Origin of the sequence: Pradoshia sp. (genome assembly GCF_051873915.1) — a bacterium.
Lineage (GTDB): Bacteria > Bacillota > Bacilli > Bacillales > Pradoshiaceae > Pradoshia.
Map to the genome: position 1 here is coordinate 35,658 of NZ_JBJEFJ010000010.1, position 13,445 is coordinate 49,102.

The following is a 13,445-nucleotide window of genomic DNA, read 5'->3' on the forward strand; positions in this document are numbered from 1 at the left end:
ATTTATTTTATAATAATTATAAATAAGATTGTTCTATAAGTTCATATAAAAAACAGGTGAAAACCCGTATCGGTTTCCACCCGTTTCGATTCATGTATCTCTTAGTGTTTTTATTGTACCGCTTCCCCCTGATAAATCCGGTAAGCCGGTACAACGGTATCTGTTACAATTTCTTTTCCTTTGCTGCGTATGAAATCAAGCTTATAGTACGCGTCAAAGCGCTGGCTGATTTCTGTTTTGACAAGCTCTGGCGGTGTGACAATGATCAATTGGAATTTCAGCTTTTCTGCTACGGCAAAGATTGGGTCTAGAACATGAGCAGATGCGGCCTGTCCAAATGGATTGTCACAGACGAGCGGTACCCATGAGTTATCTGCTTCTGTTTTGACAGAAAGAAGCATCATCATCATGACCATTCTCGCAGATAGCTTTTGACCGCCGCTTCCATCTGATTTCGTACGAGAGCCTTGGTTAATGGTTCTCCATGTAGAATAATGCTCTTTTTGCGGCTTGCCGTACATGAACGCATTATCGGTTCTCATATTGTAAACAAGCAGTTCTGGATACCGGTTACGAAGGGCTACGAACAGGATTTGTTCATCCCCGATGAGCTGCTTAATTTCCTGGTCAAGCTGCTTATTATTCTCGTCAATGGAGTCGAACTGAGCACTGATTTTGTCAATGGCTGTGACGAAATACTGCTTTAAGAGCGGTTCGATGTCCTCCACACGCCTTGGGAGAATATCCTCCTTCAATTGTACAAGCGGGAAGGTGCCGCGCTCATTCTTGATTTTCATTTTTGCGAGCATCGAACGTATGGCATCCGTCATGCTCATCACCTTCATGCTTGCGCGGTTCGTCCATACATCCCTCGCCTTTTCAGCTCGTTCTTTATCCAAGTCTAGCTGTTCAAGACCGCTGCGAGAGAAGCGTTTCATATTTTGGATGATGGTCAGCATATGGGCGTAATGTCTCGTATCCATATGGTCAAGTGAGGTCAAGACTTCGTTTTTGAAGCGGATTTCCCAATCCTTTTCCTCAATTGCCAGCTTCAGCTTCCGTAAGGCTTGTTCCAGCTTCGCGTGCTTCACCTGCTTCTCTTCCTGCATACCTTGATGCTCATCACACCAGGAGAGGATACAGGATTTCCCCTGATTCTTGATTGTCTCAAGATCCTCATTCGCAAATGGAGCTGCTTCATCCTTTAAGATGACGGATAAGGTTAATTGATCTCCTTCATACCCAGTGATACGGGCATCTGTTTCCTTTTGACCCTTTTCGGCTTTTTTAAGCCGGTCTTTGGCAATCTTTGTGCGGTCCTTGATTTCAAGCTCTTTAACATCCAGGTCCTGACCTTCCCATGTCTCCGGCTCTTTCTCATGCTTGCTCAGCTTCTTCTCAGCTTTCTTCCTTTGGTCAAGAGCATGCTTTAAGGTCGTTTCCGCAACGGTGACTTCCTTTTCCTGTTTTCGCTCTTCTTTATCAGCTTCCTTTGCTTCCTTTTGCGCTGATTGGAAGAGACCCTCAAGGATGCTAAGCGGTTCTTCCGGCTTCGGTTTTTCACGCCAGTTTTCATCCTGCTTTGTAAGCTTTTTCTCAAGCTTCACAGCCTGCGCCTGTTCAGCTTCCTTTTTCGCCTTCAGCAAGGTCAATTCCTGTGATTGCTCCTCCTTGGAACGCTGCAGCTGCTTAAGCTCGGTCACATGCCCAATCATGGCATCGAGAAGATGGGAGGGAAGACTTGGTGCCTCTTCGCTCGGCTCGGTCTTTTCAAGTGTTGGGAAAACGGCATCCTCGACAAATGCGCCAATTTCCTTCAAATCTTGCTCCATCGCCATTTTCCACTCAAGATGCGTATGATTCCATTGTGCCAATCTTACGGTATAATCATCGAGCAATTTTCCTAATTCCAGCTGCTCTGTCGTTAATTTGTCTCTTCGTTTCTCTTTCTCTGCCAAGACCGTTTTATTGTCTTCTGACTGATGCTTTTCCTCTACAAAGGCAGTGACTTCAGCAAGATCCTTCTCCGTCTCATCGATTCGCCTTTGTTTCTGGTTCATCTGTTCCTGGAGCCCGGTTTGAAGTTCTCTCTCCTTCTCAAGTGTCTTGACAGTATGGGTCAATTCCCTCTGAGCGGAATCAATCAAGGCTTCCTGCTTTTCCATCTGCCTTAAGAGGTCCGTGCATAAATCCGTATCGGTCATTCGATCGATATCCTTCGTGAGTCGACGGATAGCTTGCTCTGTTTTCGCAAATTCCTGGATAGCTTCCTTCTTCTCCTCAATCTGCTTGGCCATACTGGTTTTCCATTTGGCAAAGCTTTGACGGTCCATCAGAAGGTCTCTTTCCTCTCCATCAATAATGACAAAGGAGTCCGTGCCTCCATCCTTCATTTCCTCCCTGAGGAAAATAGGTACAGGACTGCGGAAAATCTTTCCTTGAAGAAGGTGGTGATTGATTTTCTCCCATTGAATTTGGCTAACGACCAGGCCAAAAGGAAGAAGGGGATAGGATTTCAAGTGCTGTCTTTTCGCCTCGTCATCCAGGGATTGTACATATTGTGACCCGTAGAAGACATCAATGCCGGTCTTCTCGTCAATCCATTCCTTCATTTGCTTTACATCTTGGTTGGCAATCCAGAATGATTCATCATTTAAATATTGATCTGTTTGTACTTCCCACAGTTCTTTCTTAATCTGTTCAGTTTCTTCCTCATTTTTCTGGAGTATATCCTCTAGAGCATGTCCATACTTGGAAAGCATCGCATGAGAAAGCGGTGCAGACACATCATCAAGGAAAGCATGCATCCTTTCGATAAGTGCTGTTTCTTTCTTTTCTTGCTTTTCATAGGCTTGCTTCCATTCATCAAGCCTTTCCTTCATATGTTTCAATGACTCCGTCAAGGTTCCAACCGTATTGGACAACTCCCCTTGAAATTGCTGGGATTGCTTTTCTTTCCCTTTAAGGTCATTCATCTCATCAGCTAATCTAGTCTGATCGTTTTTCAGCTTACCGACTAAACCATCCAAATCATACGCCGCACGGTCCCCGTATGCCTTGACCATGTCACTAGCCTTTATTTCAAAGCGCTGCAGCTCTTCGGTAAGAGTGCGAATATCGGTTTTGATTTGGGTAATTTCAATCGTTTTTTGTTTATCATCCTTTGTTAACGAACGGATGGATTTCTCTAAATGAAGCTTAAAGGCGTGGTAACGATCATTTTCTTCCTTCAGCTTTTCGGAAACCTCTGTCCATTGGCTTTGAACGGCGTGCTTGATTTCCTCCATCCTTGTATTGACTTGCTCTAAACCGCTATTACGCTCAAGACTGCCCATTTGCTGATTTAGATTGGCGATGGTATTCTCAAATTCACTCCATTCCTTGAGCAATAGCGAGAAGGCCGCTTCATCTTTTTCAGCTTGTTTCTCCACAGCAAGCTTCTGAAGCTGTTCAAGTTTTTCTTTTTCTTCGGCAAGCTTTCTCTCCCATGTAACGGCTTCCTCGTGAGCTCTTGCATACTCAAGATTGTCCTTCTCAAACCGTAGTAAGGACAATTCCTCTGTCAATTTCTCCATCTCTTTGGCAAGAGAGGTCAGCTCCTCTTTATCCTGCTTGATGAGATGCTCAAGGGCACCAAGTAAGGCCTGTCCCTTTTTCTTGCTCTCGACCACAATCTCTTCCTGCTTAACTCCTGCCTCGATATGCTCCTCAAATGGAATCACATCTTCCAAGAATTCCTTGTGAGCCTGTTCCCGCTTTAATAATACTGGCAGGTCGCGGGCGATGCTCGCCTGGCTTTTGAAGATTTCGATCAAGTCATTCTTCTGATGCTCAGACTTGTTTAAGACTTGGCTCACCGTCGGAATGATGCGCTTCTGAAAGAGGGAATGGTCGTCCTCAGCTCCTTCAAAGAATTTGCCGACGCCACCTTCATCACGGTTGATTTCCTTCATGATATCCCAGTCTTTACGGTTGATGCCGTATGTATCGAGAATGCGGTAATGCTTCTTAACATCCTTATAAACGTCAAAGCCATTCCACTTGAAATAATCCTTCAATTCCTCCGTATCAGCAACCTCTCCGTTTTCAAAGAGCGGGATATGCTCTAAGGCCACGTCTTCCTTGCGGTCAAACTCACGGGCATAGAAGGTGATGTTTGGAACAATTTTCGCCTCCCGTTCCATACTATCTGCATCTTGTGCCTCCTCGTTCATCGACATGCGCTGTTCAGCAGAGAACATTCCTCCTGTAACAAGATGGCGCTTGTCTGACCCATCAAGCTCCCATTGAATCAACACATGGAAGGTATACGGGGCAAACTGCTCTTTTTTGTTGAAGAAGAATTGCTGGTAAAAGCGGTTATTCTGCTTACCCCATGATGTACCAGGCTTCAACACCTGAAAGATTGTTTGCAGGAACACCCCTTTCCCGCCGCCGTTCATCATGGCAATCAAGCCATTTGTGGACGTTTCTTCATTATGGAAATCAAAGGTTGTATCTTCGTATTGCTTTTGCATTCCGTCGTATCGGAGACCGACGATTCTAATTCGATGGATCTTCGGCATGCTCTTCCTCCTTGCTCGCCATCAAACGTTTCATTTGCTCATAGCGGTCATAATCGTGATAAAGGAACTCGATTCGCTCGAAAAGCTCTGTCTTCGGCAGAGCTTTCGGTATATCCTCTCGGTCAAGGATGATAATCAAGCCTTCTGTCTCAAGAAGCTTCATCGCTCCGGCAATTAAGCCGATTCTCGTACGGCGGTTCCCTTTACGCAGGCTGAATTCATCCGTATCCACTTCCATATGGGTCCATGTTGTCACGATTTCCTGCATATCAATCATTTCATCGAGGGCAACAGACGGGTTTTCCTTCAGCATGACGGTCCATTTGTTCATTAGCTCATTCACATGGCGTTCAAGTGCATAGAAAGTAATGCCTTCCCGCTTTGTTCTGATTTTTGCCGCCTGATTCTTATCAATCATGGCCATGAAGCTCATGATGATGACACTCATCAAGTGGAAATGCTTCTTATTTTCGATATGACGGTGTCTATCCTTCATATGTGTAAAGTTTGTCGCAAACACCGAGCCTGTCGGCTGCACAACTAGATGAATCCTTTTTGGTGATTCAATAATAAAGGTTCCTGACTCATCTGCCAGGATCATGACAGCCTGACGGACATCAGGCTCATAATAGGATTGAAAATATTCGCTAGTCTCATCGATGACTTTATCTTTTAATAGAGTAAAGTATACGGAGGACGCCTTTTTCAGGATTTCTGCATTCATTTAGATTCCTTCCTCCTGTATGCATATTTTAAATGGGGTCATTTTTGTCCGGTACCAAATTAATGGTTCAGCACTTGAATCAAATTTCGTGTAGATTTGTCTGCCTTCGAGTGCGAGGAATTGCGGATGACCGTTCATTAATTTATGTAACAGCTTCTCCCGTTCATCGCTTAATGCCTCTTCCTGACGGTTCGGCGATTGGACAGTGAGCGGCTTTTTATCAAACATCATCCAAAGATCAAGGGTCTCGCTTTCCTCAAACCACTCATCCTGCACTTCAAGCGGGAGTTCCTTTAAGTCTGCAAGCGAGAATTCCCCATGCTGTAATAAATGCTCGAACACATAGCTCCATGCTCTAACGACAGAAGACCAATCCGTGATTCTTCTCTCCATCCAGTCCTCTTCCATTTCCTCCTGCTCTGTATCCTCAGTCCCCTGAATGGATGCCAGCTCCTGCTCTCCCCAAACCCATTCAAGCGGCAGGATGAATTCGTTTTTCGGTGAGAATAAAGGTCCGATCAATTTCTCGACAAGCCCGAAGTCCCGTATTCCTTCTTTTAGAATCCAATCCTCGTAAATCTGTTCGCGGAAGGAGACGAGACTGTTCTCCCAGAAGAGGGAAGGGTTCTCCGCCTTCAGCTTCATCTCATGGGAGATATTTTGAATCACTAATTTCGCGAATCGGTCATGCAGCTGTCTAGTGTGCTCTATCTTCTCATGGAGAAGCATAAGCTCGCCTTGCACGACTTCATCCTCCTCCGTTCGTTTCGCCTTCTCGATCATCGAAGTAATCGTCCGGAAATGATTCTTTTCTTCCTCGAATTGCTGCTCAATTTCCCAGCGATTATCCTCGCGTCTTTTTTCCTGTTCGATCAGGAGTATCTTCGGGTTATTCATCATTTCCTTTTGGAAGCTGTACTCCTTTGTCATTAAGCGATTAACTCTGGAAATCAAGTGATCAAGGTTTCTTGCTGCCTTGCGGAAGTTTCCATTCTTGATAAGCTTCATGCTATACAGCTGCTCAATCGTTATCGAGAATTCCTCCGCCATCTCGCGGCTCATGAAGATCATTTCCTGTGCCACATCTGTCAGCTTATAGACAATTGACCCGCCGAGTTCAAGATTCGTGTACAGTTCGTCCATTGCTACATAGCGGAAGGTCTGCGTTTCCCAAGCTTGCCGAATTTCATCAAAGTACAGGGATTCAAACGGCTTGGAGTATTCCTCCCTGCCCTGGTATAGAAGACCGCTCGCAATCCTTTCAATCTGACGCGTATCAGCGGTTAATTTCATCTGTTTGATCGTCTCATCGACCATATGGAGAATATCGCTCTTTCTTCTGCCATCATCATCATTCAACTCACGATAAAAAATGGTCAAAAGTACCTGCATGAGAATGGTCTGCAAATAAGGCTTCAATTCGCCTACCTCCATGCCTCGTCCCAGCTCAAACAGAGGATTTAACCGTTTCATCCGCTCCCCAAAGCCTTCCCAAGATTCATTCATAGCCATTTCCTCCAGCTTTCTATCGTTAATACTTCCTGCGGTATTCGTTTTTGCGTCACCCATAAGCTCTCCAATAATGCCTGCTCCTCCTCAGTAAACCAGGAAAAGAACGCATTCTTATGGAGCTCATTCCGAACTTGTTTCCGCTCTTCATTAGCGAATTCCCTGCATTCGAGCATTTTTCGATAAATCTTCAATGCCGGCTGGATGGAGCAGTCGTCAAAACGTTCCTTAAGGCGGACAAAAATACTGTATCCCTCTGCATCCAAATCACCTGCATAGTAAAATAAATACGGCTGTTCAGGGAACATGCGGAAGAAGAACGAAAAGCTGCTTTCTATCTTTTTCCCTTCGCCATATATGATCATTTCAGGTTCATAATCTAATAAATCCTCTTCAAGCAGTTTCACACTTGTATGGAAAAAGGAGAGATTCTCAACAATTAAAATTCGCTTAATGGAGGTGAGATCACAGCCCCTTTTCAGCCAATAGACAAAGGGCTCGCCGTATTTCACGGTCTTGAGCTTCTCCTTATTCACGCCTATTCGCTGCAGGAATCCTTTTCCTTCAGGAAAAAGCTTCTCATCAGAAAGGAATTTCTCATGCCCGAATAATTCAAGGCTCCGCTCTTCTAAAGAGACAAGCTCCCGTTCCTCTTCTTTTTTCAAAAAATCATATACATTTAAGATTCTTTCCCATTCATCGTCTGTCTGCCACTCAGGATGTTGGTTATAGTAGGTGAAATCGAGAAGATCATTACGCTTCAGCATCTCGAGGCGGTCCCATTTCGTTTCCTGCTTCTTCACATTGACCCAATAAAAGAGGGGAAGTCCGGGGGAACGGCCATTTGTCTGTTTATTCATGATCGGGCTGAGCACTTGTTCCTCCGCCATCTTCTGAATTGTCTCATAGAATAAAGTATAGCCGTCCATATCATAGTAATCTTCAATCTGCTGGCGCAGCTGGTATTCCAAATCATTAATGTTTAGCTTCTTTTTCTGTCTCGGATGCTGTATATCTTCTATAAATCCTCGCATCCTTGTTTCAATAATATTGATGTTGCCCACCTTCTTCTAAAAACAAATACACTATTGGATTATAACAAATCAACGGGTTTAAGAGTATCTTATTTTGCGAGAGAATATCGATTATACAGAAGCCTGAATAAAGATTTACCCCCTGATCAATCTAAGCTTCATTCAAATAAAGGGTAAACAAGGTTTATGTATGACAAAGAGAGAGAATAATGAAATAAACAGGAAAAATGAAGAGGAGGTTGTATAATTTTATGCAAATCAAGCAGGAGGACCATTTATTTTATATGGTAGATTCAGATGGAAATAAAGTAGGTGAAATCACCTTTGTACCAGATGGTGAGGAAAGAATCATCATTGACCATACTTTCGTCTCCCCAGAGCATAGGGGCCAAGGGCTAGCCAACAAACTTGTGAAGGAAGTTGTGCAATACGCACGGTCTAATGAAAAAAAGATTATTCCTGCCTGTTCATTTGCCCAAGTTGAATTCCAACGGGTCAAAGATTACTCCGACGTACTAGCAAAATAATGATAAAGAAAAGCGGATGTCTTAATAATTATAAGACATCCGCTTTTCCGTCACCTCCATGTTTCACGAAATAAAGGTCCTATCATTACTTGCCATCAAAAAACTCAAGCAAGAAATCGATTTTTTCCTGGTCGATTCCATTGGCAAAAGAGCCTTCTTTCCGGACGCCTGACCCAAAATGGTATTCCTTCGCATGCAGGAATGAATGAAGCTCTGGAATATTCTCTGTACTGAGGCCGCTTCCGACCAAAATCTCAGGTCCTGACCAGACATCAGATAAAACAATCAGCTGCTGCAGTTTTTCCCTTCCCTCGTAAGCGGTTCCTTTCCCTCCAGAGGTAAGAATCCGCCTTACATGCTTAGAGTACTGACATAGAACTTCGAGTCCATTCCCCTGACTCTTGAGTTCATCAAACGCCCTATGGAACGTAATATCAAATGTCGGTATTTCCTCGATCACTTTCTCTAAAAGTGCTTGGTCAATTTCACCATTTCTTAGACAGCCAAACACGATTCCTTTTACACCTAAATCGGAAAACACTTTAAGGTCTTCTTTCATAGAGAGCCAATCAAACTCATCATATTCAAATGAATAACTATGAGGGCGCAGCATCACCTGAACCGGGATATTCACACTTTCGATGACACGTTTTACCGTTCCATAGCTTGGTGTTAACCCGCCTTCTGCCATAGCAGACACTAATTCAAGCCGGCTAAAGCCCATCTTTTCTGCTTGAATCGCATCTCTTTCATTTTCAACAATGCATTCTAAAATCATCTAATCACCTGCTTCTCATTCATACTCTCTTCATCTACAGAATGACATTCCTATGAGGCTATTATATACAAGACAACGTGATAAAAAAATGAACGATTCCTTTCTTTACTCAAGAAATATGTGCCAATCAGGAAGAAAAGAACCTCGCTTCCTCTCCAAATCTGTACCTTTTCATTTCGTCATTTGATAAAGGCATTGGTGAGGGTGAAGAATAAATCAAAACCACCCTATGCTGGGTGGTTTTCTAACTGAACGTTCAAACACAAGATAAAGTTCTCCCTATCTTTGCCGTTGAATAAGAAACAACCAATATTCATCCTTATTCAGCAATTGTGAGCCTTCCTTTTCTTTTCCATCCAAATGCAAGCAATAGCGTGATGAGTAGAATCGTGAATCCCATGATAAAAGGATAAATGATGTTAATGTCATACAAGGTGCCTGCCAAGGTTGGTCCGAGCACATTTCCAATGCTCATATACGCATTATTCATCCCCATCGCAAATCCTTGTTCCGACCCGGCCATCTTGGATACGAGTGTATTTAAGACAGGCCGCAAGATGCTTGTCCCGAGGAAGATAATCAAGGTGATAGCGAAGAACGCTCCATAGCTTCCAGCGAAGATGGACAATAAATAGCCGCTCGCAGTCAGCATAATAAACAAGATTAACACGGAGCTTTCACCGAATTTATTCACAATCTTGTCTACGATGAATAATTGGGCAACAACACTGACGATTCCTGTTGCTGTGACCATATTGGCGATATCCTGCGGGCTCGCTCCATACTGGTCATTTACGAATAAGCCAAGCACAGACTCATAGGCCATAAGACCAAGACTCATAATTAAGGTAATCAGCAAAACAACAAAGTAAGGCTTTTTCACAGAATTTGCGAGACTGACCAAGAAGGATGGCTGATCCATTGGTCCTGCTGCAGCATCCTGCTCATTGCGGCTTTCCTTCAGCAAGAATACGGAGAAAATCACCGCAAAGAAGGCAACGATGGCTGAGATCAGCAACGGCAGCTTCAAATCAATCTCCGCTAAATATCCCCCAATCCCAGGTCCGATGACTATACCAAGAGACATTGCCGCAGAAATGAGACTATTCCCCTTCGCCCTTTGCTCGAAGGTTGTTATATCAGCCACATAGGCAAAGATGGCTGGAACCAGCAAGGCAGCACCTACACCGCCTAACAGTCTGGAGAAATAAAGAATCCAAATAGAATTGGACAAATAGAATACAAGGGCTGAAAGCGAAAGCCCGATAAGCCCATATATAATCATTTTTCGCCTTCCATATTGATCCGCCCATCTGCCTGCAATCGGCGACATGACGAGCTGAGCCCCGGCAAATACGGCAATCATCAGCCCTGCCGCTGTACCGCCCTCACCGATGGATGCCAAGTAATCCGGCAAGATGGGGATGACGATGCCGAAGCTGGCAATGGCAATAAACATATTCACCATTAATACCAGCATTTTTTTATTTAATATCTTCACGTTAAGCCACGTTCCTCCCCAACAATTTGCACAGTACGCTGAAAGTGAATCCATTCCACCAAACGACTATACAACCATTCTACCTTGCAGAATACATTTCTAGCAATTTATGGGTACCGACAGGGAGGAATCTCTTAGAAACCAGTTGATACTATTGTTGCATGTTTTCTCTATTTCACATGAATTATAATGGATGGAAGGTGGTGATATTCATGAAGTTAAACTATACAACCCTGTTTCTCTTGTTATTTGTCGCATCTATAGCCGGCGGAATGGCCTTCATTGAAACCTATGAATATTCCATGCTTGTCGGTCTCGGATTGGGATTAGTATTCTTGTTTTGTGCAGCGACAGCACTGAGGAAAGACGTCTCAGAATATCGATAACAGAAGCCCAACATCGTTAAAGGGAGCATCTCCTGAATGTTCCCTTCTCTCACCTCTTACATTTCGATAGACATATCCTTCAAACTACCCATCTGTACATATTTAATTAGCTTTGAACATTCTGCTTGTACCCGTTTTCTGCCTAACTCAGTCAAGAACCAATTATCCTTTACCGTGTTATCATCTTCAGCCAGGCATAAAGTGTACTCAATCCAATCTGGCATATAGGTTTGCAAAGAAAGATGCAGCCGTCTCATATGATAAGACGTCGTGACAACAAGTATTCGCCGGACCTTGTACAAAGGAATCTCCCTGTTAAGGACAAACATCGAAGCTAACACATTCTCAACGGTATGCAAGGATTGTTTCTCCACTAAAATCGCATCCTCAGGAATGCCGGAAGTGATTGCCTCTTTCTGTAGGGATTCAGCCTCTGTGAATACACTTCCCTTCCACGTTACTCCCCCGGAGAACAGCAGCCTGTCCGCCCTTCCCTGCTTATATAACTCTACCGCTTTTGGGAGACGGTATAGGACCGCCTTACTGCTGCCTGCCACAAATATGCAATCTCCCTGTTGGCCATCATCCTGTATATCGGAGAATAACAGCTTGGTCATTTGATCATCAGAAAGCTTGTCTGCATCTAAATCAGATATATACATATCGCACCCCTTTATGACATTGCGTTTTCCTAAGACTCCTCCTAATAGTGTACGACGATTACAGCCAAATGGTAACGTTATCTTGAATATTAGGGTGAATAAAAAAGAAGTCAAACTTTCCTGGAAGTTCGACTTCTTTTAAATACGTGATGAATAAAGATCCTAAGCTTTCTTAAAAGAGTGAATCCACGGCATATTCTCCTGCCCCCGTTAAAATGAGGCAAAGCAGAATGGCAATCAAGACAAGATTATACTCATATCCATTGTCTGTGTTCCACAGACCATTTCTCCAATGGACCTTGACGACAGCTGACAGCATTGTGACCGCTAATAAGGTAGCTGCAAACGGTGTAAGAAGGCCAATTATTAAGAAGAGACCACCGAGAAATTCGATTCCCCCTACCATGAATGCCATGAACATTCCTGGTTTAATATCAATGGCTTCCAACCACCCTGCGGTGCCCCTTAATCCTGCACCGCCAAACCACCCGAACCATTTCTGTGCTCCATGTGCAAGGAATAATCCGCCTACAATCAGCCTTACTATAAGGAGCCCCATGTCTTCCATTCATCCTTCCCCCTTGCATTTAGGAGATAGGAGCCGTGCAGCAACGAAAACAGAGATAGCCCTACCGTTTATCTCTATCCTAATTGTCCAAATGAATGAATGTCAACAGGCGTTAGTCCTTATTCTACAGACAATCAGCCGCAAACATAAAACGCAAGCAATTGCTGTACTTCCGTGATGCTGGCTCCCTTTTTAAAGGTCTTTTCTATTGGAAGATCAGCTCCGGACAGCCAAATTTTCAATTCGGCATCAAGGTCAAAGGTGCCCGCTGTCTCTGTACTGAAATGGGTAATACTTTTGTAGGGAATTGAATGGTACTCAATCTTCTTTCCTGTCATCCCTTGAACATCCACAAGAATCAAGCGATGCTCCGTGAAGACGAGCATATCCCTAATTAATTTATAGGCTTGATTCACTTTTTCTTCCGGAAACAGAATATCCTTTAATTTTTCCTCTGCCTCTTCTGTCTTCATGTTGGATGAATTCCCTAAGAATGCGTCTAAATAACCCATCAATATTCACTCCTTTTTCCTTTATTTTAACATAATCTATATGAACCCATGCATTGGCGAGGATTGATGATAAAGCAGGTGAAGATGAGCTATTTACCATGTTTTATATCTCATTCTGGTGGAAAAGTTACTCAATCAAATGAATGCTTTAAAGAGGTGAAGCTTAATGGATAGGCAGCCTAACAGAGAATCGCTCCTCCAATACGCCAAGGAACAATACAGAACAGACCCGGAATATTGATGGAAGAAATCCCCCCATCATGCTGTTTTAAGATGACAAGACAATCAAAAGTGGTATGCTGTCGTGATGCAAGTACCAAAGAACAATTTGGGACTTAACATCGATGAAATCAATGATATTCTTACTATAAAGGTCAAACCTTTTTTACTTGGATCCCTGCAGCAAAAGCCAGGATTCCTGGCAGCTTACCATATGAACAAGGAAAATTGGACCACCATCCTTCTTGATGGCTCTGTTTCCTACAATGAAATAATTAGGCTTATCGATATGAGTTATGATTTAGTGAAAAAACATAAATGAGCGATGGTACCAATTATATTAAAGGATAGAAATAAAGGGAATATTCAACATGATATAATGATATTGGAAAGGATTAATGTTTTCATTTGGGGGTTATGTATATTGAAAAGAATTTGTCAACAATGTCATGCTGAAATG

11 protein-coding genes and 1 pseudogene are annotated in these 13,445 nt (G+C 43.3%); 3 read left to right on the forward strand and 9 right to left on the reverse strand.

What is annotated here, in order from left to right:
- Positions 1-110: 110 nt before the first annotated feature.
- The 4 genes from ACI35L_RS00865 to ACI35L_RS00880 are packed head-to-tail and all read right to left on the reverse strand — an operon-like array spanning position 111 to position 7,862.
- Entirely contained in the window at positions 111-4,565 is a 4,455-nt protein-coding gene (locus ACI35L_RS00865; protein WP_439802033.1) for a hypothetical protein, read from the reverse strand.
- Positions 4,543-5,289, reverse strand: coding sequence for a DUF6063 family protein (locus ACI35L_RS00870; protein ID WP_049670872.1), 747 nt, complete (start codon positions 5,287-5,289; stop codon positions 4,543-4,545). The genes ACI35L_RS00865 and ACI35L_RS00870 overlap by 23 nt, the downstream gene beginning before the upstream one ends.
- Complete coding sequence (locus ACI35L_RS00875) at positions 5,290-6,795, reverse strand: hypothetical protein (protein WP_049670871.1); 1,506 nt, start codon at positions 6,793-6,795, stop codon at positions 5,290-5,292. It abuts the gene before it with no gap.
- Positions 6,792-7,862: a Wadjet anti-phage system protein JetD domain-containing protein gene (locus tag ACI35L_RS00880; RefSeq protein ID WP_439802034.1), complete on the reverse strand. Its 1,071-nt coding sequence runs from the start codon at positions 7,860-7,862 to the stop codon at positions 6,792-6,794. Before ACI35L_RS00880 ends, ACI35L_RS00875 begins: the two co-directional genes overlap by 4 nt.
- 221 nt (positions 7,863-8,083) lie before the next feature.
- Between ACI35L_RS00880 and ACI35L_RS00885 the strand changes: the two genes are divergently transcribed.
- On the forward strand, positions 8,084-8,359 hold the full coding sequence (locus ACI35L_RS00885; protein ID WP_049670869.1) for a GNAT family N-acetyltransferase: 276 nt from the start codon (positions 8,084-8,086) through the stop codon (positions 8,357-8,359).
- Positions 8,360-8,444: 85 nt separating this feature from the next.
- Here the strand turns inward: ACI35L_RS00885 and ACI35L_RS00890 are convergent, their stop codons facing one another.
- Together ACI35L_RS00890 and ACI35L_RS00895 are read right to left on the reverse strand one after the other, a co-directional pair.
- Complete coding sequence (locus tag ACI35L_RS00890; RefSeq protein ID WP_439802035.1) at positions 8,445-9,137, reverse strand: copper homeostasis protein CutC; 693 nt, start codon at positions 9,135-9,137, stop codon at positions 8,445-8,447.
- Positions 9,138-9,456: 319 nt separating this feature from the next.
- Positions 9,457-10,617: an MFS transporter gene (locus ACI35L_RS00895; protein WP_439802051.1), complete on the reverse strand. Its 1,161-nt coding sequence runs from the start codon at positions 10,615-10,617 to the stop codon at positions 9,457-9,459.
- Positions 10,618-10,850: 233 nt separating this feature from the next.
- On the opposite strand from ACI35L_RS00895, the gene ACI35L_RS00900 reads away from it, so the two are divergent.
- Positions 10,851-11,024: a hypothetical protein gene (locus ACI35L_RS00900; RefSeq protein ID WP_197089923.1), complete on the forward strand. Its 174-nt coding sequence runs from the start codon at positions 10,851-10,853 to the stop codon at positions 11,022-11,024.
- A 56-nt stretch (positions 11,025-11,080) separates the two neighbouring features.
- On the opposite strand, the gene ACI35L_RS00905 is transcribed toward ACI35L_RS00900, so the two are convergent.
- From ACI35L_RS00905 to ACI35L_RS00915, 3 genes are all read right to left on the reverse strand, one after another.
- Entirely contained in the window at positions 11,081-11,686 is a 606-nt protein-coding gene (locus ACI35L_RS00905) for a YdcF family protein (protein ID WP_049670867.1), read from the reverse strand.
- A 172-nt stretch (positions 11,687-11,858) separates the two neighbouring features.
- The gene (locus tag ACI35L_RS00910) at positions 11,859-12,254 is read right to left on the reverse strand and encodes a DoxX family protein (protein ID WP_439802036.1); all 396 of its coding nucleotides are present in this window, start codon (positions 12,252-12,254) and stop codon (positions 11,859-11,861) included.
- A gap of 134 nt (positions 12,255-12,388) precedes the next feature.
- On the reverse strand, positions 12,389-12,766 hold the full coding sequence (locus ACI35L_RS00915) for a PH domain-containing protein (RefSeq protein ID WP_049670865.1): 378 nt from the start codon (positions 12,764-12,766) through the stop codon (positions 12,389-12,391).
- Positions 12,767-13,064: 298 nt separating this feature from the next.
- Between ACI35L_RS00915 and ACI35L_RS00920 the strand changes: the two are divergent.
- A pseudogene (locus ACI35L_RS00920) lies at positions 13,065-13,307 on the forward strand (MmcQ/YjbR family DNA-binding protein); the annotation flags it as partial.
- Between the last annotated feature and the right edge of the window lie 138 nt (positions 13,308-13,445).